General features: G+C 51.9%; 24 protein-coding genes and 2 pseudogenes. 7 read left to right on the top strand and 19 right to left on the bottom strand.

The window, feature by feature from the left end; all coding sequences use genetic code 11:
• Window positions 1-142: 142 nt before the first annotated feature.
• The 5 genes from dksA to NSCA4_RS0103905 all read right to left on the bottom strand — a co-directional run bounded on the left by dksA (window position 143) and on the right by NSCA4_RS0103905 (window position 3,297).
• The gene (gene dksA / locus NSCA4_RS0103925) at window positions 143-559 is read right to left on the bottom strand and encodes an RNA polymerase-binding protein DksA (RefSeq protein ID WP_003744416.1); all 417 of its coding nucleotides are present in this window, start codon (window positions 557-559) and stop codon (window positions 143-145) included.
• Window positions 560-752: 193 nt separating this feature from the next.
• Window positions 753-1,307, bottom strand: coding sequence for a YggT family protein (locus tag NSCA4_RS0103920; protein WP_016686924.1), 555 nt, complete (start codon window positions 1,305-1,307; stop codon window positions 753-755).
• 2 nt (window positions 1,308-1,309) lie between these two features.
• A complete protein-coding gene (proC, locus tag NSCA4_RS0103915; RefSeq protein ID WP_016686923.1) occupies window positions 1,310-2,107 on the bottom strand; it encodes a pyrroline-5-carboxylate reductase in 798 nt (265 codons plus the stop codon).
• Window positions 2,108-2,197: 90 nt separating this feature from the next.
• Window positions 2,198-2,593, bottom strand: coding sequence for a hypothetical protein (locus NSCA4_RS0103910; protein ID WP_016686922.1), 396 nt, complete (start codon window positions 2,591-2,593; stop codon window positions 2,198-2,200).
• Window positions 2,590-3,297 carry a YggS family pyridoxal phosphate-dependent enzyme gene (locus NSCA4_RS0103905; RefSeq protein ID WP_016686921.1) on the bottom strand — a complete coding sequence of 236 codons (708 nt, stop codon included), beginning with the start codon at window positions 3,295-3,297 and terminating at the stop codon, window positions 2,590-2,592. The genes NSCA4_RS0103910 and NSCA4_RS0103905 overlap by 4 nt, the downstream gene beginning before the upstream one ends.
• Window positions 3,298-3,476: 179 nt before the next feature.
• Between NSCA4_RS0103905 and NSCA4_RS0103900 the strand changes: the two genes are divergently transcribed.
• The 3 genes from NSCA4_RS0103900 (at window position 3,477) to NSCA4_RS0103890 (ending at window position 6,657) form a co-directional block, all read left to right on the top strand.
• Window positions 3,477-4,523, top strand: a complete 1,047-nt coding sequence (locus NSCA4_RS0103900; protein WP_016686920.1) for a type IV pilus twitching motility protein PilT — start codon at window positions 3,477-3,479, stop codon at window positions 4,521-4,523.
• Window positions 4,524-4,692: 169 nt separating this feature from the next.
• Window positions 4,693-5,925 carry a PilT/PilU family type 4a pilus ATPase gene (locus NSCA4_RS0103895; protein WP_016686919.1) on the top strand — a complete coding sequence of 411 codons (1,233 nt, stop codon included), beginning with the start codon at window positions 4,693-4,695 and terminating at the stop codon, window positions 5,923-5,925.
• A 282-nt stretch (window positions 5,926-6,207) separates the two neighbouring features.
• Complete coding sequence (locus NSCA4_RS0103890; protein WP_016686918.1) at window positions 6,208-6,657, top strand: DUF4149 domain-containing protein; 450 nt, start codon at window positions 6,208-6,210, stop codon at window positions 6,655-6,657.
• On the opposite strand, the gene NSCA4_RS15455 is transcribed toward NSCA4_RS0103890, so the two are convergent.
• Window positions 6,616-6,762, bottom strand: a complete 147-nt coding sequence (locus NSCA4_RS15455) for a hypothetical protein (protein WP_176621468.1) — start codon at window positions 6,760-6,762, stop codon at window positions 6,616-6,618. The genes NSCA4_RS0103890 and NSCA4_RS15455 overlap by 42 nt on opposite strands.
• Before the next feature lie 437 nt (window positions 6,763-7,199).
• Here NSCA4_RS15455 and NSCA4_RS0103885 point away from each other — a divergent pair, with 437 nt between their 5' ends.
• Window positions 7,200-7,736: a porin family protein gene (locus NSCA4_RS0103885; RefSeq protein WP_016686917.1), complete on the top strand. Its 537-nt coding sequence runs from the start codon at window positions 7,200-7,202 to the stop codon at window positions 7,734-7,736.
• Between the two features lie 189 nt (window positions 7,737-7,925).
• On the opposite strand, the gene NSCA4_RS0103880 is transcribed toward NSCA4_RS0103885, so the two are convergent.
• From NSCA4_RS0103880 to NSCA4_RS0103850, 7 genes and pseudogenes are all read right to left on the bottom strand, one after another.
• Complete coding sequence (locus NSCA4_RS0103880; RefSeq protein ID WP_016686916.1) at window positions 7,926-8,462, bottom strand: C40 family peptidase; 537 nt, start codon at window positions 8,460-8,462, stop codon at window positions 7,926-7,928.
• Window positions 8,463-8,781: 319 nt separating this feature from the next.
• On the bottom strand, window positions 8,782-9,270 hold the full coding sequence (locus NSCA4_RS0103870) for a hypothetical protein (RefSeq protein WP_016686914.1): 489 nt from the start codon (window positions 9,268-9,270) through the stop codon (window positions 8,782-8,784).
• A pseudogene (locus NSCA4_RS16260) lies at window positions 9,267-9,494 on the bottom strand (hypothetical protein); the annotation flags it as partial. The gene NSCA4_RS0103870 and the pseudogene NSCA4_RS16260, both read right to left, overlap by 4 nt.
• Window positions 9,495-9,665: 171 nt before the next feature.
• Window positions 9,666-12,266, bottom strand: a complete 2,601-nt coding sequence (gene mutS, locus NSCA4_RS0103865) for a DNA mismatch repair protein MutS (RefSeq protein ID WP_016686913.1) — start codon at window positions 12,264-12,266, stop codon at window positions 9,666-9,668.
• 105 nt (window positions 12,267-12,371) lie between these two features.
• The gene (ftsX, locus tag NSCA4_RS0103860) at window positions 12,372-13,289 is read right to left on the bottom strand and encodes a permease-like cell division protein FtsX (RefSeq protein WP_016686912.1); all 918 of its coding nucleotides are present in this window, start codon (window positions 13,287-13,289) and stop codon (window positions 12,372-12,374) included.
• A complete protein-coding gene (gene ftsE / locus NSCA4_RS0103855; RefSeq protein WP_003765335.1) occupies window positions 13,286-13,936 on the bottom strand; it encodes a cell division ATP-binding protein FtsE in 651 nt (216 codons plus the stop codon). Before ftsE ends, ftsX begins: the two co-directional genes overlap by 4 nt.
• A gap of 333 nt (window positions 13,937-14,269) precedes the next feature.
• Complete coding sequence (locus tag NSCA4_RS0103850) at window positions 14,270-14,752, bottom strand: TlpA disulfide reductase family protein (protein ID WP_016686911.1); 483 nt, start codon at window positions 14,750-14,752, stop codon at window positions 14,270-14,272.
• A gap of 189 nt (window positions 14,753-14,941) precedes the next feature.
• On the opposite strand from NSCA4_RS0103850, the gene arsC reads away from it, so the two are divergent.
• Together arsC and NSCA4_RS12775 are read left to right on the top strand one after the other, a co-directional pair.
• On the top strand, window positions 14,942-15,301 hold the full coding sequence (gene arsC, locus NSCA4_RS0103845; protein ID WP_016686910.1) for an arsenate reductase (glutaredoxin): 360 nt from the start codon (window positions 14,942-14,944) through the stop codon (window positions 15,299-15,301).
• Between the two features lie 22 nt (window positions 15,302-15,323).
• A pseudogene (locus tag NSCA4_RS12775) lies at window positions 15,324-15,997 on the top strand (YdcF family protein).
• A 56-nt stretch (window positions 15,998-16,053) separates the two neighbouring features.
• Here the strand turns inward: NSCA4_RS12775 and pdxA are convergent.
• Window positions 16,054-17,085 carry a 4-hydroxythreonine-4-phosphate dehydrogenase PdxA gene (pdxA, locus tag NSCA4_RS0103835; RefSeq protein WP_016686909.1) on the bottom strand — a complete coding sequence of 344 codons (1,032 nt, stop codon included), beginning with the start codon at window positions 17,083-17,085 and terminating at the stop codon, window positions 16,054-16,056.
• On the opposite strand from pdxA, the gene NSCA4_RS15450 reads away from it, so the two are divergent.
• Window positions 17,084-17,224 (top strand): hypothetical protein, encoded by a 141-nt coding sequence (locus tag NSCA4_RS15450; protein WP_176621467.1) that lies wholly within the window; start codon window positions 17,084-17,086, stop codon window positions 17,222-17,224. The two genes, pdxA and NSCA4_RS15450, sit on opposite strands and share 2 nt — an antisense overlap.
• A 165-nt stretch (window positions 17,225-17,389) precedes the next feature.
• Here NSCA4_RS15450 and lpxA read toward each other — a convergent pair whose 3' ends face one another.
• The 5 genes from lpxA to NSCA4_RS0103810 form a co-directional block, all read right to left on the bottom strand.
• Complete coding sequence (gene lpxA, locus NSCA4_RS0103830; protein WP_016686908.1) at window positions 17,390-18,166, bottom strand: acyl-ACP--UDP-N-acetylglucosamine O-acyltransferase; 777 nt, start codon at window positions 18,164-18,166, stop codon at window positions 17,390-17,392.
• A gap of 42 nt (window positions 18,167-18,208) precedes the next feature.
• On the bottom strand, window positions 18,209-18,889 hold the full coding sequence (locus NSCA4_RS0103825) for an Abi family protein (protein ID WP_016686907.1): 681 nt from the start codon (window positions 18,887-18,889) through the stop codon (window positions 18,209-18,211).
• A 206-nt stretch (window positions 18,890-19,095) separates the two neighbouring features.
• A complete protein-coding gene (fabZ, locus tag NSCA4_RS0103820; protein ID WP_003741990.1) occupies window positions 19,096-19,545 on the bottom strand; it encodes a 3-hydroxyacyl-ACP dehydratase FabZ in 450 nt (149 codons plus the stop codon).
• A 124-nt stretch (window positions 19,546-19,669) separates the two neighbouring features.
• Window positions 19,670-20,713, bottom strand: a complete 1,044-nt coding sequence (gene lpxD / locus NSCA4_RS0103815; RefSeq protein ID WP_016686906.1) for a UDP-3-O-(3-hydroxymyristoyl)glucosamine N-acyltransferase — start codon at window positions 20,711-20,713, stop codon at window positions 19,670-19,672.
• Between the two features lie 195 nt (window positions 20,714-20,908).
• Window positions 20,909-21,412 (bottom strand): OmpH/Skp family outer membrane protein, encoded by a 504-nt coding sequence (locus tag NSCA4_RS0103810; RefSeq protein WP_438284942.1) that lies wholly within the window; start codon window positions 21,410-21,412, stop codon window positions 20,909-20,911.
• Between the last annotated feature and the right edge of the window lie 150 nt (window positions 21,413-21,562).

Here is a 21,562-nt window from a genome sequence, read left to right as displayed (position 1 = left end):
AAGCTTTTATTTCGAAACTTTCAAAACCATTCTCAAACCAAACTCAACAACCTACCTCAACAACACCAAAGGTCGTCTGAAATCTTTTTCAGACGACCTTGTATTTTCTTACTACCTAATTCAATCAACCGACTTCGTTATTTTAGTCGGCAAACTGTTTTTTCATACGTTCGCGGCGTTCTTGTGCTTCTACGGAAAGTGTAGCAGTCGGGCGGGCAAGGAGGCGTTTGAGACCGATGGGTTCGCCGGTATCTGCACAGAAGCCGTACTCGCCTTCGTCAATGCTGCGGATGGTTGCTTGTACTTTACCCAGAAGTTTGCGTTCGCGGTCGCGGGTGCGCAATTCCAGCGCATACTCTTCTTCTTGAGTGGCGCGGTCGGCAGGATCGGGAGCCGATTCGTGTTCTTGCAGGTGACCGGTGGTGGCAGATGCGTTTTCAATCAGTTCGTCTTGCATTTTTACCAGCAGTTCGCGGAAGAATGCCAACTGGTCGCTATTCATGTAATCTTCTTCCGGGCCGTCCCAATTCAAAATGTCTTGTTCTGTCAGCTTTGCCATAATTTTTCTTTCAATCTATTGTGGGAAACGAAATGCTACTCAAGTGGTTTATTTTATTGATTTCTTAGAACTTCTTTTCTCAAGTCCGTTTAGAAATGGCGGCATAATACCATGTTTTCACAGCCGTGGTTTTGATTTTCACTTTTTTGCATTTTGCTTACGTCATACTGCAAATTCTTAATGAACTCGCTGTCTATTGCAGTAGCCACAAGTTGATTTGGCGGGTAATTTGGGGCGATAGACTGCTTAACCAGATCCACAGTAATAATGCCAATATACTACCTGAAAAATCGTAGCGTCCGTACTTTAAAAATTGCACGGGAGAAAGTATGGGGCGATATATCCGTTCCAACGCGACGGAAAGTTGGGAATAGGGATCTTTAATACTGAGCGCCATGCGGATAAACAATCCTATCAACAACACATAAGCTGCTGATTTAATTGTATTCAATATTGCCAGTATAAAATTGGCGATGATGATTTTGACGCTGAATGCGGTAGGTTGCGCCACTAAAGTGATGAAGGTAAATACGATGTAATATAGCAACAGTCCTGACAACAGGCAGGCGGGGTCGTATTTTTTAACTGGCAGAATTTTATGCAGCGGGTTGACCAGCCAATCGGTTGATCGCTTGCTGAACGCTAAGAGTGCATGATTTTCACTCAATCCCGCCGACTGCAGGAAGAGACGTGCCAAACACAGGATAACGATGCCGTCGGCAAGCAATATCAATAAATCTCCACGCATTTTCAGACGATCTTATATTGTTGTGCCATTTCCTGCGAACGCTTGACGCAAGCGTCAACGCCTTGGGCAATGGCTTCGGCGACGCGGCATGATTTGAACGTTTCGATAGCTTCGTGGGTGGTTCCACCTTTGGAAGTAACGTTTTGCTGCAATTGCGCGAAGTCTTCGCCGCTTTGTTCTGCCAAGGCGACTGCGCCTTTAAACGTAGCGAGACTGAGGGCGCGGGCATCTTCTTCGCTGAATCCTTGCGCCTGAGCGGCGGCTTGGAGTGCGCCGAGCAGGTAAAAGACGTAGGCGGGACCGCTGCCGCTAATACCGGTAATATTGTGCAACTTCTCTTCTTCGCCCAACCAAACGGTCAAACCGACGGAACGCATAATGCGGTCGGCGGCGGCGCGGTCGGCTTCGGATACTTCCGCTTCGGCAAACATGCCGGATACGCCCAAACCGATTTTCCCCGGCGTGTTGGGCATGGTACGGACGATGCGGCGCGTTCCGCCAAGGTAGCGGCTGAGGGTATCAATAGACAAACCGGCGGCAACGGAGAGCACCAATGCGCCGTTGACGCGAACGTTGCGGCACGCGGCTTCCATGTCCTGCGGTTTGACGGCAAGGATTAATACGTCGTCTGAAAGCAATTCGGGCAGCGACTCAGAAACTTCGACATTTAATTCTTTTGCCAAACGCCCGCGTTTTTCTGCGCCACGGTTGGCGATGTGGATACGGTATCCGCCCTGCTTGACCAGCCCGCCCGCAATGGCGGCTGCCATATTGCCGCCGCCTAAAAAGTAGATGTTCATAAATTTCCTTAATTTTTTAAATGAAATACATTTTCTGAGGTCGTCTGAAATGCCGTTTCTATCAAAGCGGAAAAATTTCAGACGACCTTTTTACCAACGGACGCTTTCGGGTAGCGATGTTCGGTATAAGCCCTGTTTTTCCAAACAATCGAAGCCTTCTTGTTTGAAAGTTTCCGCTAAAGGGCGTTTATCGCGGATATGCCAAGCTAGTCCGCAAGCTTCAAACTTTTTGATTTTCCTCATGAAATAATCATTAGCTGCGGCACGATAAGCATTGTCGTCAACGGAATAACTCCCGTCTGCAAAACGTGTTCCGCGGAAATCCTCGATAGAAGGCGGCGGTTCGCCTTTAATTTCCCAAAAATCTATTGCTGCCGGCTTTTTGGGCTTGCACCAGCCTGATAAGGACTCACATTGATACCAGCCCATCAACCGACAACCCGTTAAGATCAAACCAAGCAAAACGACCGAGACAATCTGTTTCATTGACCGTCTTTCCCTTTTTGCTCCCGTCTGCCGAAAATCGCGCTGCCGATGCGCACATGCGTTGCGCCGCACGCGACCGCCACAGGCATATCGTCAGACATTCCCATAGACAACACATCCGCATCAACGCCCGCCGCGTTCAGGTCGGCAAGCAGTTTCTGCATGGTTTGGAACTGAACGCGCAATTCGGCTTCGCTGCTGCCTGCTTTGGCGACACACATCAACCCGCGTACAACCACATTCGGCAACTTCGCCACTTCCACCCCCAGCGCGACCGCCTCATCGGGAGCAATGCCGTGTTTCGCCTCCTCGCCCGCGATATTGACTTCGATGCACACCTGCAAGGGCGGCATTTCGGGCGGACGCTGTTCGCTCAGGCGGCGGGCGGTTTTCAGACGACCTATCGTATGCACCCAATGCGCGCGTTCGGCGACAAATTTGGTTTTGTTCGACTGCACATCGCCGATGACGTGCCAAACGATGTCGGGCAAATCCGCGAGCGTTTCCGTTTTCTCGTACCACTCCTGAATATAGTTTTCACCAAAATCACGCTGTCCTGCGGCATATACCTCGCGGATGTCGTCTGAAGGGAAGGTTTTGCTGACGGCAATCAAACCCACCTCTCCCGCCTGCCTGCCTGCCTTTTGCTCGGCTTCGGCAATGCGTCTTTTCACCACCGCATAATTTTGTTGCAATACCGACATGATTTCTTCCTTTATTACATCAATTACAGCGATTTTGAAAATTTTACTTGGTCTGAACGGTTTATGTATTTAAAATAATACAATTTATCGGAACCTGAACAGGGAAACGCCCGGCATTCCGCGTCCGCATTTTAAATCGGGTTCCGCCTCATTATTCTAAACTAAAACAAGGCCACATTATGCAGATTACCGACTTACTCGCTTTCGGCGTCAAAAACAAAGCTTCCGACCTTCACTTAAGCTCGGAAATGTCTCCCATGATCCGCGTTCACGGCGACATCCGCCGCATCAACCTGCCCGAAATGTCCGCCGAAGAAGTCGGCAACATGGTTACTTCGGTCATGAACGACCATCAACGCAAACTCTTCCAACAAGATTTGGAAGTGGACTTCTCCTTCGAGCTGCCCAACGTCGCCCGCTTCCGTGTCAACGCATTCACCTCCAACCGCGGCCCTGCCGCCGTCTTCCGTACCATTCCGAGTACCGTATTGACGCTGGAAGACCTGCGCGCCCCGCGTATTTTCCAAAAAATCGCCGACAACCCGCGTGGTTTGGTATTGGTAACCGGCCCGACCGGTTCCGGTAAATCCACCACGTTGGCGGCGATGATCAACTACATCAACGAAACCCAACCCGCACACATCCTCACCATCGAAGACCCGATCGAGTTCGTCCACCAAAGTAAAAAAGCCCTCGTCAACCAGCGCGAGTTGCACCAACACACCCACAGCTTTGCCAACGCCCTGCGTTCCGCATTGCGTGAAGACCCGGACGTAATTCTCGTGGGCGAGATGCGCGACCCAGAAACCATCGGTCTTGCGCTGACCGCCGCCGAAACCGGCCACTTGGTATTCGGTACGCTGCACACCACCGGCGCTGCCAAAACCGTAGACCGTATCGTTGACGTATTCCCTGCCGGCGAAAAAGAAATGGTGCGTTCGATGCTGTCCGAATCCCTGCGCGCGGTCATTTCGCAAACCCTGCTGAAAACCCGCGACGGCAACGGCCGTGTCGCCGCACACGAAATTCTCATCTCCACTCCGGCAGTGCGCAACCTGATCCGCGAAAATAAAATCGCCCAAATCAACTCCGCTCTGCAAACCGGTCAAGCACACGGCATGCAAACCCTCGACCAAGCGCTGCAAACCCTCGTCCGCCAAGGCACTATCAGCCCCGACGTAGCCCGCAGCAAAGCGCAAAACAGCGAAAGCATGACCATCGTTTGATCAGCGCATTCTATTATCGGGAACAGACAAGGTCGTCTGAAAACGCAGTTTACACAACAAGGAAAACCGTTTCCCGTTTTCAGACGACCTCCGTAAGGCAGGCAACACCCAATAACAAACAAACCGCCCGCCGGTCTCAATATCCACTTACTTATAAAGAGTACACAAAATGAGCGAAACAACTCCTTTACACAACTTACTCAGCGAAATGGTGCAAGCCTACTCGCAAAAAAACCAACCGCCGCATATCCCCACCCCCGCCGAAATCGGCACACACCTCCATCCCCTGCTCGACCGCATGTGCGTCGAAGCAGAAAAACGCGGCGCATCCGACATTTTCATCAGCGCAGGTTTCCCGCCTGCCGTCAAAGTCAGCGGCACCCTGACCCCCGTCCCGCACAAAGCCCTGACCGGCGAAGATACCGCCGCCATCGTCGAATCCACCATGAACCCCGAGCAGCTTGAAACCTTCAACCGCGAATGGGAACTCAACTACTCCGTCCAATCCCGCAGCAACACCCGTTACCGTGTCAACGCCTACCACGAACAAGGCCGCGTCGGCATGGTCTTGCGCCGTATCAACCAAGAAATCCCCGAAATGGAGAGCCTCGGCCTGCCCGCCAAACTCAAAGACCTCTCCCTTTCCCCGCGCGGCCTGCTGATCCTTGCCGGCCCGACCGGTTCCGGTAAATCGACCACCATGGCATCCATGCTCGACTACCGCAACCACAAAATGCCCGGCCACATCGTCACCATCGAAGACCCTATCGAATTCATCTACAAACCCCGCCGCAGCATCTTCACCCAACGCGAAGTCGGCATCGATACCAACGACTGGAAAATCGCCGTCCAAAGCGCGATGCGTCAAGCGCCCGACGTCGTCTGTATCGGCGAGGTGCGCAGCGAAGCCAGTATGGAATACGCCCTCCAGCTTGCCCAAACCGGCCACTTGTGCGTCTTCACCATCCACGCCAACACCGCCGCCCAAACCATCGAGCGTATCATCAACTTCTACCAAGAAGACCGACGCAAACAAGTCCTCATGGATTTGGCGCTCAACCTGACCGGCATCATCGGCCAGCGCCTCGCCATCAAGAAAAACCGCAGCCAGCGTACCGCCGTCGTCGATTTGCTGCTCAACACCCCCGCCATGCAGGATTTGATTTTCAAAGGCGAACTCATGGAAATCCGCGAACTCATGACGCGCTCCGGCACGGACGGCATGCAGACCTTCGACCAACACCTGTTCGAACTCTACATCAAAGGTCAAATCGAATACGACGAAGCCCTGCGCCAAGCCGTTTCCACCAACGATCTGCGCCTGCGCATCCAAATGCACGAAGAAGGCAACGACCCCGACCGCCTCTACGACCGCATCAGCGATTTGAACCTGATTTCGTAAACACCCGATTTCAGGCAAAACAAAGGTCGTCTGAAAACCCCGATTCGGGTTTTTCAGACGACCTTCTTTCATATTTCCTCGAGACCTCTGATCCTTGTGTACTGCAAACCGGATGCTGTCGTTTCCCCTCTTTTAGTGATAGGTATGATTGCTTTTACGCTCGCTGAGTTTGCATTTATCCGCATCCGCAGAACGGATCGAATTTGGCGTAAGTCGGCGTGAGCCTCAGGTCGTCTGAAAACTATGTTAGTATGCGGCAGATTTGAATTTCAGGACTAAATGATGAACCGATTGTGCGCATTGCTGACCAGCCTGTGGCTGGGTATGCAGGTAATGGCGGGCTATATTGCCGCCCCGATTTTATTTGAACGGCTTGGCAAGCAGGAAGCAGGCAATATCGCCGGCGTACTGTTTTCCATCAACAATTATTTTGGTCTGCTGGCTTGGATAGTGGCTTGGCTGGTAGTGCGAAGCAACCGAAACCGTTCGTTTTCCGACAACGGCAAAGTCGCACCGAAATTCATTATCCTCCTTCTGCTGCTGACCGCATCCAACCAATTCCTGATAAGCCCTGTTATCGAGGCACACAAGACAGGCACGGCAAACTGGCTGCTTTCGTTATTGGGCGGCTCTTTCGGTATGTGGCACGGCATTTCCAGCATCATTTATCTGGTATGCAGCGTCTTGGGCTTAGGTTTGCTGTGGCGTTATTTGAAATTCGAGAACAATTAGCCGTCTAATGGTCGCATTGCCTTTTAAAACGGTCTTGCCTTGTTCTTTAATGGTTTGGGCTTCTTCATCAGATTTTTTCATTTCTTTGGAGGCGGGTTCCTCCATGATTTTATCCTTCGTAACAAGAAATAAGAGAAACCCCTTCAAGCCCGACAAAACGAAGGTCGTCTGAAAACCTCAATTCAGGTTTTCAGACGACCTTTCTCGCCCTTATAGCAATAAAGCCACACCAACCAATGTAAACCGGCTTTCAGCCTATCATCATTTTTATATAACCCGAAGTCGTAACCGATTGCTCCATTTTCATTCAATAAAGTTCATAAATCTTGATACTTTTCATCGTACTTTACGCAAATTAAAAATCACGCATCCGATTTTTCAGACGACACAAATTTAGCAGTTTCAACAAATTACAAACGTTAAGCACTTGCGAAAATGGGTAACGCCTCGGCAAAGGCGGTTGCAGGACATCTGCAAGCATCCGATACTGGATTCGTCGGAAGCAGAACAAGCTTCCTGTTTATCCGTGAAGGAGTATTATCATGAAAAAAACCCTACTGACTGTTTTATTGGCGACCACTTCCGCTATTACTTTCGCTGACGGCTCATTTACCGGCGCAGGCTTGGAAGTCGGCGCGGGCGTGACCAAAAGTGATGTGCGCAATGCCAAGCTGAATGAGAAAACCAAAGGCGACGTCGCCGTACGCGGCAGCTACAACACACAATTCGGACAAACCAACTGGATTGGCGGCGTTGAAGCCGGCGTCAAACCGCTGCACCGCAAAATTGCGGGCAATGCAAAACAAAAAGTCGATGCCAACGTTTCCTACGTCCAAGGCTACCGTTTCAACGACGATGTAATGGCCTACGGTAAAGTCGGCTACCACTACGGCCGCTTCGACAATCTGGGCGCGAAACGCAACAATATGAACGGCCTGGGCTACGGTGTGGGCGCGAAATACGCCGTTGCACCGAATGTCGAAGTCGGCGCAGAATGGGAGCAAACACGTTATAAAAAAGACGATTTGAAAGTCCGCAACAACAGCTACATGGCTACTGTCGGCTACCGCTTCAAATAATCTTTTTTAAACAGACAAAGGTCGTCTGAAACCCAAATTTTGGTTTCAGACGACCTTTTTTATCAGCATTTCCGATTTGGATTGACTATCTAGCCGACTTCTCAGTTCATCATTCGTATACAGGAATGATGATAATCGATACCGTATCAAAAACCAAACGGATCATACCGATTGCTGATTTGCTGTTTTTCAGTCGGCAAAGAAGGTATGCGCGCCCAAATAATTCTTCGCGTAAAACGGGCTGGAGAGTTTTTCGGTTTTAATGGTTTTGCCGCTGCTTGGCGCATGGATGAATTCACCATTGCCGATGTATAGGCCGACATGCGAGTATTTGTTCGCGCCGCCTGTGTTGAAGAAAACGAGATCGTCTGCCTTGAGGCGGCCGTCGGGGATTTTACGGCTGGCTGCCGCCATATCGCGGGCGGTTCGCGGCAGGCTGACGCCGAGAGCGTTTTTATAGACGAATTGGATCATGCCGCTGCAATCAAAACCGGTGGAAGTAGTGCTGCCGCCCCATTTGTACGGCGTACCGATAAGGCCCATGCTGTGCAACATCAGCTCTTGCGAACCTTGGGTGTGGTCGATATTGCTGATGCGGACGGGTTGGACTTTTCGGGCAGAAGCGTGGGTTTTGGCCGTCGGACGGTGTTTGCCTGTTGAGAAGCCGCATGAGGCAAGAAAAGGGATTAAGGTGGCTGTCAGGATAGTTTGAAATATGTGTTTCATGATGGTTAACCTTTATGAGTAACACTGATTACTCTATTAAATATTCCTTCCATATAATATTGCTTTCAATAATTATACATAAGAAGGTCTTCTCATACTCAGATAAACAAAACTGGCTCATATATTCCATCCTTACATTTTCAAAATAGTTGTAATACGAGACACTCCTTTGCTGAAATATACGTGAACAATTACTGTTATACCATTGCCCGTTATAGTAACCGGATAATTTCCTGTTTTTGTCAGTTTTGGTCTCAGATTGCCAGCCCAACAATAAAAAAGCCGTCTGAAAATTTTTTCAGACGGCCTTAAAACTCAATCAAATAATGTCCGGATTCAGCACCAAATCATATTCGCCAAACTTTGGAAATAGGATTACCTTATCTTTTTGGGGATATAATTCTGTTTTTTCATATCGCTCATTATTAATAAAATCCTCTTTCAAAACATAGCAATCATCTGTATTTTCATTGAAGAAATAAGTATATCCTTCTGCCAAATCATGAGATTCCAAAGTTATATAATCTCTCCATACAGCCGTAGAAAGAAAATAATAATTCGAATTAGAATATTTTTGAAATTGATGGGTCAAATAATCCCTTCCAAATTTATCGAAAAAATCTACCGAAAAAAAACCTACTTCCTCTCGCAAGGTAATTACATATTCAGGTTGTGTCGCCGAACCTATTACGGCAGTATATAACTCCCCTTTAAGATGTTTTTCCTCAGCTTGTTTCTCAGAAAAAGGCTTATGAAGTTTCTTATAACCATAAGACCACTGCTCACAATAAAAAATATCTTTCTTCATTTGTAAATCCTTCCTGTTGTATCTCTAATGATAACATTTTCTTCTTGTGCCGCCCTTAATACAGATTGTGGAATTGGATTGACCTGAGCAGGAACTTCTAAAATAAGTTTTCCTGCAAGTTTTCTTCCTCTTAGCGGAGCAGGTGTACTTGGAACATTGGAAATGACAGCACCAGGGCTATATTTGCTGAAAGCCTCCTTGATACAACCAATCCCCGTACTTTTTGTAGTCTTTTTGAGGTCGTCTGAAACCTGAATCGGGTTTTCAGACGATCATTTATGCAATGAAAATTGGCTTGGGAAAACTCAAGTAACGTGGGCTTTGCCTGTGAATTTGCCGTTAAAAAGGTCGTCTGAAAATTTTCAGACGACCTTGTTTTATATAAACCAACGCGCTTACTCTCCGCCTTCAACAATCTGTTTGAGGCGGTACAGTGCGTCTAGGGCTTCGCGGGGGGTGAGGTCGTCGGGGCGGATTTGGTTTAGGGCTTCGGCGAGTGTGTGGTGGGCGGGGTTGGTTTCTTGGCTTGCGGCAGTTTGGGCTTCAGTGTCCGCTGTTTCGTCTTCAGACGACAGGGTGCTGAAGATGTCTAGCTGCGGGCGGACGGCGGCGGCTTGGGCTTCGAGTTCGTCCAGATGTTTTTGGGCGGCTTTGAGGGCGCGGTTGGGCAGGCCTGCGAGTTTGGCGACGGCGATACCGTAGCTTTTGCTGGCGGGGCCGGGTTCGATGTGGTGGAGGAAGACGATGTCTTGTCCTTGTTCGAGCGCGGAAAGGTGCATGTTAACTGCCGTTGCGTGGGCTTCGGGCAGTTTGGTCAGCTCGAAATAGTGGGTGGCGAAGAGGCTGAAGGATTTGTTTTTTTGCAGCAGGTGTTCGGCGATGGCGTGTGCGAGGGCGAGGCCGTCGAAGGTGGAGGTGCCGCGTCCGACTTCGTCCATGAGGACGAGGGATTGGTCGGTGGCGTGGTGGAGGATGTAGGCGGTTTCGCTCATTTCGACCATGAAGGTGGAGCGGTTGGAGGCGAGGTCGTCGGAGGCGCCGATGCGGGTGAAGATTTGGTCGATGGGGCCGATTTGGGCGGCATCGGCGGGGACGAAGCTGCCGGTGTGCGCCATGAGGACGATGTGGGCGACTTGGCGCATGTAGGTGGATTTGCCGCCCATGTTGGGGCCGGTCAGGAGCATGAGGCGGTGTTTGTGGTCGAGGCGGGTGTGGTTGGCGGTGAAGTGGCGCACTTGCTGCTCGACGACGGGATGGCGGCCGTTTTCGATATGGATGACGGGGTAGTCGGCGAACTCTGGGCAGACGAAGCCGCGTTCGGCGGCGGTGGCGGCGAAGGTGGAGAGTACGTCCAGCGCAGCGGCTGCTTTGGCGGCTTTTTGAAGCTGGGGCAGGGTCGTCTGAATGTCTTTGAGGAGGGCTTCAAACAGGCGTTTTTCCAATGCCAATGCTTGCTCTTGCGCGGTCAGGACTTTGTCTTCGAAGGTTTTGAGTTCGGGGGTGATGAAGCGTTCGGCGTTTTTCAGGGTCTGGCGGCGTTGGTAGTCGGCAGGGGCTTGTTCGGCTTGGACTTTGGATAACTCGATGTAGAAGCCGTGGACGCGGTTGAACTCGACTTTGAGGGTGGAAAGGCCGGTGCGTTCGCGTTCGCGCGCTTCGAGGTCGAGCAGGAATTCGTCGCCGTGGTTTTGGATGTGGCGCAACTCGTCAAGTTCTGCGCAATAGCCTTGGTTGATGACGCCGCCGTCTTTGAGCCAGACGGCGGGTTCGGGCATCACGGCGGCTTTGAGGGTTTCGGCGACGGGCAGGGTTTCGGGGAAAACGGCTTTGAGCGTTTCCAACAGGCTGCTGCCTGAAGCGGACAATTCGATTTCGGACAGGGCAAACAGGCTGTCGCGCAGGGCGGCGAGGTCGCGCGGGCGGGCGTTGCCGACGGCGATGCGGGCGGCGATGCGTTCGATGTCTGCGATGTTTTTCAGACGACCTTGCAGGGCTTCGTATTGCGAACCCAACGCGGCAACGGCTTCTTGGCGGGCGCGGATGTGGGCGCGGCTGCGTAAGGGGTGGTGCAGCCAGAGTGCCAAGAGGCGGCTGCCCATGTGGGTAGCGCAGCCGTCGAGTATGGAAAACAGGGTCGGCGATTTTTTGCCGGAGAGGGTTTGCGTGATTTCGAGATTGCGGCGCGTGGCGGCGTCCATGCCGATATATTGGCTGTCGGTTTCGAGCGAAATGCCGTCTAAGTGTTGCGGCATCAGGTTTTGCGTCAGGCGGATGTAGTTCAACAGTGCGCCCGCCGCGCCGACGGCGGCTTCGTGTTCCTTGCCGTCCAAACCAAAGCCGTGCAGGTCTTGGCAGCCGAAGTATTCGGTCAACAATTTCGCGCCCGCATCGGCGGCAAACTGCCATGAGTTCAGGCGCGTGATGTTGGCGGAGGTCGTCTGAAAACCATCAGGCAGGCTTTTGCCTTCGGGCAACAGGATTTCCGCCGCCTGCAAACGCGCCAGCTCGTCGGCGAGTTTGTCCGCCGTCGTCAGCTTGGTTTTGAATTCGCCGCTTTGCAAAGATGCCCACGCGATGGCGATGTGTTTTTTATCCGCGTTCACCGCCGCGATGCGGTTGGTTTCCTTGTCTTCCAAAAATGCCGCGTCGGTCAGCGTGCCGGGCGTAACGATGCGCACGACTTTGCGCTCCACCGGCCCTTTGCCCGCGCCGACTTCGCCCACCTGCTCGCACACCGCCACGCTTTTGCCCATCTTCACCAGCCGCGCCAGATACTGCTCCGCCGCGTGAAACGGCACGCCCGCCATCTTAATCGGCACGCCGTCCATCTGCCCGCGGGTGGTCAGGGTGATGTCCAACAGCTTCGCCGCTTCCACCGCGTCATCCAAAAACAGCTCGTAAAAATCGCCCATGCGGTAAAACACCAGCTTGTCGGCGTGCTGCGATTTGATGGCGAGATACTGCTGCATCATCGGGGAAACGGCGGATTTGCTCATGGGAATGCCTTGCAAAACGGAAAAGCCTTATTGTAGCAAAAGGTCGTCTGAAACCCTAAAACAAGGTTTTAGACGACCTTTTGCCTTTGCTTCAATCCAATGTTTTTATTTCTTAGCTCTAAAGCCCAACAGATGTTGCGTGGTGGCAAGCCATGCGCCGAAGACGCCTAAGGCTATGACGAAGCCGAATACCAGCGAAACTTCGCTGAAATGGAAAAAACGCCAGCCGATGTTGAGTCCGTAGGGTTTAAAGATGGCATCGACCAACGGGCGCACGGCGGAAAGCAGCCAGCCGCATAGTACCAAGCTGACGGCGGCGGAAAAGATGCTCTGCCACATGGCTTGGTAAAGGAAAGGACGGCGGATGAACGATGCGGGCGCACCGAGCAGCTTGGTGATTTCGATTTCTTCTTTGCGGCTCAGGATTTGCAGACGGATGGTGTTGTGCGCGACAAGGACGAACGCCATACCCAGCGTCAGTGAAAGAAACCATAAAATTTTGCGGATGAACTCGTTGATTTGATACAGCGTTTGCACCCATTCGGTGTCCATGGTGGCGGATTCGACCATGGGCAGCTTGACCATGTCCTGATAAATCGCCTGCATTTGTGCGGGCGGCGTAGCGGGATCGGGCGTTACGATAAATGCGTCGGGCAAGGGGTTGCCGTCGAGCATGGAAACGAGGTTTTGATCGAGGTTGGATTGCAGCTCTTCCAAGCCTTCCTGCTTGCTGATGAATCGGATTTTATTGAGGCGGGCATCGCGTTCCAACAGATTGCGGACGGTATCGCTGTCGGCTTTGGACGCGTCGGTTTCCATATAGAGCGTGATTTGCGGCGACTCGTTGAGCTTGCCTAAAACGCTTTGCCCGCTTTGGATGGCCAAATACATGAAAAGCGGCAGGGTCATGGCGACGGCGAGCATCAGGAGGGTGAGCAGCGTGCCGACGGGTTGGCGCAGGAGTTGTTTGAGCGCAGTGCGCGCGGATTCGACGTGCAGCGAGACGTAGTGGATGATGCTCATGCGAGTCGTCCTTTCGAGAGGCGCAGGATGCGGTGGCCGTAGTCTGCCATGAGGGTTTCGTCATGGGCGGCGACGATGACGGTGGTTCCTGCTTCGTGGAAGGTTTTGAACAATTCCATGATGTCGAGCGCGTAGGCGCGGTCGAGATTGGCGGAGGGTTCGTCGGCAATCAGGAGGCTGGGTTGGTGGACGACGGCGCGGGCGATGCACAATCGTTGCTGTTCGCCGCCTGAGAGGGTTACGGGATCGTCCAATTCGCGGCCTTTCAAGCCGACTTTTTCAATGGCGATACGGGCGCGCTCTTCGGCTTTACGCGGCTGATAACCGATAATCCGCAGCGGCAGGATGACGTTTTGCAGGACGTTGCGGTCATAGAGGATTTTGTGGTCTTGGAACACGATGCCGATATGCTGGCGCATGAAGCCGATTTGGTTGTCGCTCAATTCGCCCAAGTCTTGGTTGTTGAACCACACTTTGCCTTTGCTGGGTTTGGTAATACCGGAAATCAGCTTCAGGATGGTGGACTTGCCGGAGCCGGAATGGCCGGCGATAAATATCATTTCGCCTTTTTTGATTTGGAAGCTGACGTTTTTCAGGGCTTCAAAACCGCCGGGATAGGTTTTGGAAACTTGTTCGAAACGGATCATAAGGTATTCCTGGAAAGGGGTCAGGACAAACTTATCCACAGTTAATCCACAAAAGGATGCGCTATCGGAGATAGGTCGTCTGAAAAATAGGATATGTGCCGAATTATAAAGATTTCGGCATTTTTTTGATAGTTTGCCCAGATATGGACGGCAGTAGGCAAAGCGTCGGACTGACGGCTTTACAACACAATATTACAAGTGTGATTGTCGCGTTTGCAAAATGCTTAAATACTTATCCACATGTCAAAAAGTCGTCTGAAAAGGGATTCGGCGTTTCAATCAAACCCGCCGTATCCTTTTTCAGACGACCTTCCACATCGGCTTCAGTCCGAATTATTTACATTTTTCTTTAGCCGCATTGACGGCGGCGGTCAGGCTTTTTTCGTTGACTTCGCCGGTGATGGTTTGTTTGTAGCCGCATTTCGGCGCTTCGACGACGGTGAACGGCAATACGCCGACGTTGTTGCCGTAAGACTTCATGAAATTACGGCTGTCCGCGCCGGTATAACGCCAAACATGATAGCTGACGGGGGTTTGTTTCAGGAATTTGCCGATGTTGTCGGAAGTATCCAGCGCAATGCCGACCATATCGACGCTGCCTTTTTTCTGCGCTTTGTACCAAGCGGACATAGCAGGCATCTCCTTACGGCACGGACCGCACCAAGTCGCCCACAGGTTCACCACGCGCACGGGGGCTTTGAGCGATTGCAGGCTTTGCGGCTTGTTGTCGTTCCAGCCTGCCAGCGAGTCAGCGGCAAACGCAGGGGCAGACAGGGCGGCAGTCATCAAAACAGAGGCAAGCAATAATTTTTTCATAAGTTCCATCCTTTGCATCAATCAGATGATGGCATTGTAACCCCTTTCAGCGTGCTGTCTATGGAGAAAATCAAGATGTTGGATTTTAGCGGTCGAAAATGAAGATTATCGGCAGGATAAGTTGAGTAAATCTCCAATGCAGCCGATAATAAAGCCCATCAGCAAAATCTATAAACATCGGAGAACGCTATGTCGTCTGAATTCACGCTCTACCACAATCCGCGTTGCAGCAAATCGCGCGCCGCTTTCGACCTGCTCGAAGCGCGCGGCATCAAAGCCGAAGTCGTCAAATACCTCGACACTCCGCCTGATTTGGCAACGCTGCAAGCCATCTTTGCCAAGCTGGGCTTGGAGTCCGTACGCGGCATGATGCGCGTCAAAGACGACTTGTACAAAGAACTCGGTTTGAACAAGCCCGACCTCGACAACCAAGCCTTGCTCGAAGCCATCGCCGCCCACCCCGCCCTGCTCGAACGCCCCATCCTGACCACACAGGATAAGGCCGCCATCGGCAGACCGCTCGAAAACATCGAAGCCCTGTTGGACTAAGGTGCGGGAAGGCCGTCCCTACATGATTTCCCTGTTTCACAGCCGCAACGGCTTGCGCTACTATCTCTTTTGCGGCATAGGTCTGAGTATCCTGTTGGTACTCGGCATATTCGGCATCGGCGCATGGCAGGTGTACCACACCGGCTCGCAGCCGCTGCCGCGTCATGTCCGCGCCGATGCAGCACTCGTGCTCGGCGCCGCCGCATGGGACAAACGGCCTTCGCCCATCTTCCGCGAACGCATCAACCACGCCATCACGCTCTACCAAAGCCACCGCGTTGAAAAAATCGTCTTCACCGGCGGCACATCCAAAAAAGGCTACATGACCGAAGCCGAAGTCGGACGGCGTTACGCCCTCAAACAAGGCATACCCGCGCACAATATCCTCTTTGAAAACACCTCGCGCAATACCTACGAAAACATCCGCAACATCCGTCCGATACTGCGCGCCGAAGGCATCGAAAGCATTATCATCGTCAGCGACCCCTACCACCTCGCCCGCGCCCTCGAAATCGCCTCCGATCTCGACATCGAAGCCTACATCTCCGCCACCCCGACCACGCGCTTCGACCAAAGCAAAGAAAAAACAAATTCCTACTTCAAGAAAGCTACGCCCTCTTCCTCTACCGCATCGGCAAATGGAGTGAAAACTTTTGGGACTGGCTGACCGTTCGGGAAAGGAAAGAAAAGATATAGTTTGGAAAAAATTAAAAAAGGCCGTCTGAAACGGAATCGGGTTTCAGACGGCCTTTTTAACGGTATTCCGTCTTGTTTAACGCTGTTTTTTTGCGGATTTCCGCCGCCATTTCCAAAGCGGTGCGGACAGCTTCAATCAGGCTGCTGGAGGCGGCTTTGCCTGTTCCCGCCAAATCCAGCGCGGTACCGTGGTCAACGGAGGTACGGATAAACGGCAGGCCGAGCGTAATGTTGACGCCTTGCCCGAAACCGGCATATTTCAACGTCGGCAGACCTTGATCGTGATACATCGCCAAAACGGCATCGGCATCTTTCAGCACAAACGGCTGAAACACCGTGTCTGCGGGATAAGGGCCGCTGACGTGTATGCCTTCGCTTCTGAGGCGGGTCAGCGCAGGGATGATGATGCCGGCTTCTTCGTGTCCCAAATGTCCGCCCTCACCTGCGTGCGGATTCAATCCGGTAACCAGGATATGCGGTTGGGCAATGCCGAATTTGTCGCACAAATCGGCGTTCAAAATACGGACGACAGACTCGACGAGCGGCTGCGTCACGGCATCGGCGACCGCGCGCAGCGGCAAATGGGTCGTAACCAAAGCGACGCGCAGCCCGCCGCCTGCCAACATCATGACGACTTGTTCCGTCTGACTTTTTTCGGCGAGGTATTCAGTATGTCCGCTGAAGAATCCGCCACCCGCACCTGCATCGTTAATGATGCCTTTATGCAGCGGCGCGGTTACCATGCCGTCGAATATGCCTTCGGCAATGCCTTGATATGCCGTATCCAGCAGTTGCAAGACATAACGCGCATTGGCAGGATTGAGCCTGCCGGCTTCGCAAGGGGCGGCAAGCGGAATATGCAAAACTTCCAATTCCCCATGGCACAACGGGGCTTTATCGGCATTACCTGATACAAAATCCCTTAAGACAACGTTTTTGCCCAACATCTCCGCCCGCTGCGCCAATAGGTCTTTGTCGCCCAAAACGACGGGGCGGCACGGCAACTCGGCAAACGCCAAATCCAAACAAATATCGGGACCGATACCGGCAGGCTCGCCGGAGGTAACTGCCAATACGGGAAGGGACATGATGCGATTCCTTAATCTGGATAAAGGTCGTCTGAAAGTGGTTGATGGGGATTTCAGACGACCTTGGTTTTCATCTTTGCAATATAGGGCGGATTCCAATAAGACCCCGCCATCCCGTCATACCCACGCGCGGGAATGACGGCAGAGTCCGTATCAAAAAACGAGTAGATCAACCCTATTGTAATCCGCTACAAAAAGGCCGGATTCAAAAATCCGACCCATCAGCTCCAGCAAAATTGAAGGCTGCCTGAAACGTCAACCCTGCCACATTTTTCAGACGACCTTCAGGCAGGCAGATTTTTTTTCAGCGGATAATCCCGCGCGTGGATTGGGCGAAGAAGTCTTTGAACACCGCCAGCTCGGCTTGCGTTTCGGCGCGGCGGAGGATGTCGGCTTTGGCTTCTTCAAACGGGATGCCGCGGTGGTAGATGGTTTTGTACACATCTTTGACGGCGGAGATTTGCTCGGCGGTGAAGCCGTTGCGGCGCATGCCTTCGCTGTTGATGCCTGCGGGTTCGGCGCGGTAGCCTGCCGCCATGAAGTACGGCGGTACGTCTTTGTGTACGCCTGCGGCGAAGGCGGTCATGGCGTAGTCGCCGATTTGGCAGAACTGGAACACCAGCGTGTAGCCGCCCAAGACGACGTAGTCGCCGATGGTAACGTGTCCGGCGAGCGAGGCGTTGTTGGCGAAGATGGTGTGGTTGCCGATGACGCAGTCGTGCGCGAGGTGGCAGTACGCCATAATCCAGTTGTCGTCGCCGACGCGGGTTTCGCCGATGCCGGTTACCGTACCGAGGTTGAAGGTGGTGAATTCGCGGATGGTGTTGCCGTTGCCGATAATCAGCTTGGTCGGCTCGTCGCGGTATTTTTTGTCCTGCGGGATTTCGCCGAGGCTGGCAAATTGGAAAATGCGGTTGTTTTCGCCGATGGTAGTGTGGCCGTTGATGACGGTATGCGGACCGATTTCGGTGTTCGCGCCGATTTGGACGTTGGGACCGATGACGGTGTACGCGCCGACTTTGACGCTGGAGTCGAGTTCGGCTTTGGGGTCAATGACGGCGGTCGGGTGGATGAGGGTCATGTTTTTAATACTCCGCTGCTTGTTAAGACAAATAATAGAAAATTACAGTTTGTCGATTTCATCGCAGACCGCAATCACTTGATCGCTAAAATGGCTAAATACTGAAGTAGTATCTACATCCATGTAATTAAGCAGTTCAAAAATAGATTGGTGGATATTTCTAGCGTAGTTAGTATCTTTTATTGCACCTTTAAAACAAATCGGCTCGTGATGTGCCAAACGATTACGGAAATTGTTAATATTGGAAAGTTCTCGAAAAATCCATTTTTGGTTATATTGTACACTTGGTGTAGATTTGGGCCTTTTTGGAAAAACTTTCATTAATACTTTCCCTGTAGCATCAAATTGAGCATCTTTCCCTCCTGCAAACAGATACCGCCAAAAACCGAATCCTAGTCCTGCAACTAATTGGTTATGGTCAAACTTTCCCCCGCTATTATTTCGTATTTTAGATAATGCAACCCTGATTAATTCAGCAGATTCTTTCGTACCACTTCTTAAAAAACAACCTTGATATTTCAATGTAGGATTCGTCTGTGGTTGTATGCTATCATATAACCAGTTTCTGTCTTTAAACTCCTGCTGAAGGCAAATGTCAATTTTGTTTCTTAAAACAATCTCAAATATTGAAACAACATGAAAAAGTTCTCTTGATAAAGATAAATTCAATAAATACAATTCAGCTGCTTTGTCTTCCCCAACGGCATTTTTATACCGTTCCATTCTGAAATCAGAAAAAATACTACAGCATTCCTTATAATTCACGCTAACACCTGATTCTTTATTTTTAAATTGACGTTTCAAACTATATTTGATATAGTTAGTTAAAACTAATCCCCACCGAGTCCCTGGGTTTGAATAAACCTAAACTGGTGGGTTTTCTTTTTATAAGGTCGTCTGAAAATTTCAGACGACCTTTTTGTGAACACTCAAACCACGCGTTTGGCACACATGATGATGGCTTCGACGGCGACTTGCCCGTCCACTTTGGCGACGGCGCTGAATTTGCCGATGCCGCGTTTGTTGGTCAGCAGCTCGACTTCGAAAACAAGCTGGTCGCCGGGGATGACTTGGCGTTTGAAGCGGGCTTCGTCTATGCCGGCGAAGAAGAAGAATTCGTTTTCTTTGCGGCCGCCTTCACTGAGGATGGCGAGTGTGCCGCAGGCTTGCGCCATGGCTTCGATGATGAGTACGCCAGGCATGACGGGCAGGTCGGGGAAATGGCCTTGGAACTGCGGCTCGTTCATGGTGACGTTTTTAATCGCGGTCAGGGTTTTCATGGACTCGAAGGCGGTGATGCGGTCGAGTTGCAAAAACGGGTAGCGGTGGGGAATGAGTTTTTGGATGTCTTTGGCTTCGATGGGGAGTTGTACGTCCATGTTCGTCGTATTCCTTGGTATTTCGGGGTTGGCTGGGCAGTTTCATCGCGGGGGCTTTAAAACGGCAGGCTTTGCCGCTTTGTTGGGATTTAAAGTGCATCCGCCATGTAAACCGATTGTGGGGTTATTCGTCTTTTTCGCTGTCGCTCAGACGGTTTTCCAATGTTTTGAGGCGTTTGTTCATTTCGCTCAGGCGGTGGATGTAAACGGCGTTGCGCGCCCATTCTTTATGGGTGGACATTGGGAAGATGCCGGCGAGGTGTTTGCCGCTTTCGGTAATGCTGTGGGTCACGGACGTGCCGCCGCCGATGGTGGTTTTGTCGGCGATTTCGATGTGTCCGACCGTACCGACGCCGCCACCGATGATGCAGTAGTTGCCGATGGTAACGCTGCCGGAAATGCCAGTTTTAGCAGCGATGACGGTGTGTGAGCCGATTTTGCAGTTGTGTCCGATTTGGACTTGGTTGTCGATTTTGGTGCCGTTGCCGACGGTGGTGTCGCTCATCGCGCCGCGGTCGATGTTGGTGTTCGAGCCGATTTCTACGTCGTCGCCCAGCGTTACCGCGCCGGTTTGCGGGATTTTAAACCATGAATCGCCGGCGAAGGCGAGTCCGAAACCGTCCGCGCCGATGACTGCGCCGCTGTGGATTTCGACGCGGTTGCCCAGTGTGCAGCCGTAATAAACGACGGCGTTGGGATGCAGGACGACTTCGTCGCCCAGTTTGCAATCGTGTTGGACAACCGAGTTTGCCAAGATGCGGCAGCCTTCGCCGAGTACGGTATTCGCGCCGATGTAGGCGTTTGCGCCGATTTCGCAGCTTGCGGGCACGGTCGCACCCTCTTCGATGACGGCGGTCGGATGGATGCCGCCGCGTGCTTTGACGATGGGTGAAAACAGACGGGCAACTTTGGCGAAATAGAGATAGGGGTCGTCGGCGACAATCAGGTTGCGCCCTTCAAATTCGTCCACTGCTTTGGCAGAAACGATGACCGCACCCGCGCTGCTGTCGTGGACTTCGGCTTTGTATTTCGGATTGGCAAGGAAGCTGATGTGTTCCGCCTGCGCGTCTGCGAGCGGGCGCACGGCGGCGACGGAAATGTCCTTGCCGCGCCATTCGCCGCCAAGCTGCGCTGTGATTTGGGACAGGGTGTAGGTTTTTGAAGTCATGATGTTTCGTCAGCTTTGAGATGAGGTCGTCTGAAAGGGACGGCGGGGGCAGTCAGACAGAACGGTTTGCCTAAAACGTATGCCGGCAGGAGTGATAAGACAGGTAATTATATCGTTTATTGGATTTTCAGACGACCCTTCGCTTGAAAGAGGTCGTCTGAAAACAGGTTTGCTGTATCTCGTTCAGCCTTCCGATTAACGTGTATTCAGGGCTTTAATCACGCTGTCGGTAATGTCGTAACGCGCATTGACGTAAATCACGTCCTGCAAAATCACATCGTAGCCTTCGCGTTTGGCAAGATCGACGATGATGCGGTTGGCGTTTTGCTGGAGGGCGGCAAATTCTTCGTTGCGGCGCAGGTTGTAGTCTTCTGCCAGCTCCGCCTGTTTCTTGCGGAACTGCTGAACCAGCTCGCCCCAGTGTTTTGCCGCAGCTTCACGCTCTTTGCCCTGCAATTTGCCTTCGGTCAGGGATTTTTCGAGCTTCTCACCTTCTTGCTGCAATTTCTGCAAAGCGTCCTGACGGCTGCGGAATTCTTTTTCCAAGGTCGTCTGAATGCGTTGCGCCTGCTTGGATTCAAGATAAACGCGCTCGGTATTGATAAAGCCGATTTTCTGTACGGCTTCCGCCGCCACAGCTTGGTTCATCAACCCGAAGCCCAATAAAGCCGCACCGCCGAGGCGGAAGGCGTTGGCAATGATGTTCATCTGGATTTCCTTGATTTTGTATCCCGCCCATCAGCGGGATGACGGTTTGTTTTTTAAAAAGAGGCAGAACGCCCTGCCCCTTTTCCTTCAGGTCGTCTGAAAACGTTGACCGCATAGGAATTTCGGTTTTCAGACGACCTT

The sequence above is a fragment of the Neisseria sicca 4320 genome (assembly GCF_000193735.1).
Lineage (GTDB): Bacteria > Pseudomonadota > Gammaproteobacteria > Burkholderiales > Neisseriaceae > Neisseria > Neisseria sicca_E.
The sequence above is the reverse complement of the archived record's forward strand: the minus strand, read 5'-3'. Positions and strand labels throughout refer to the sequence as shown.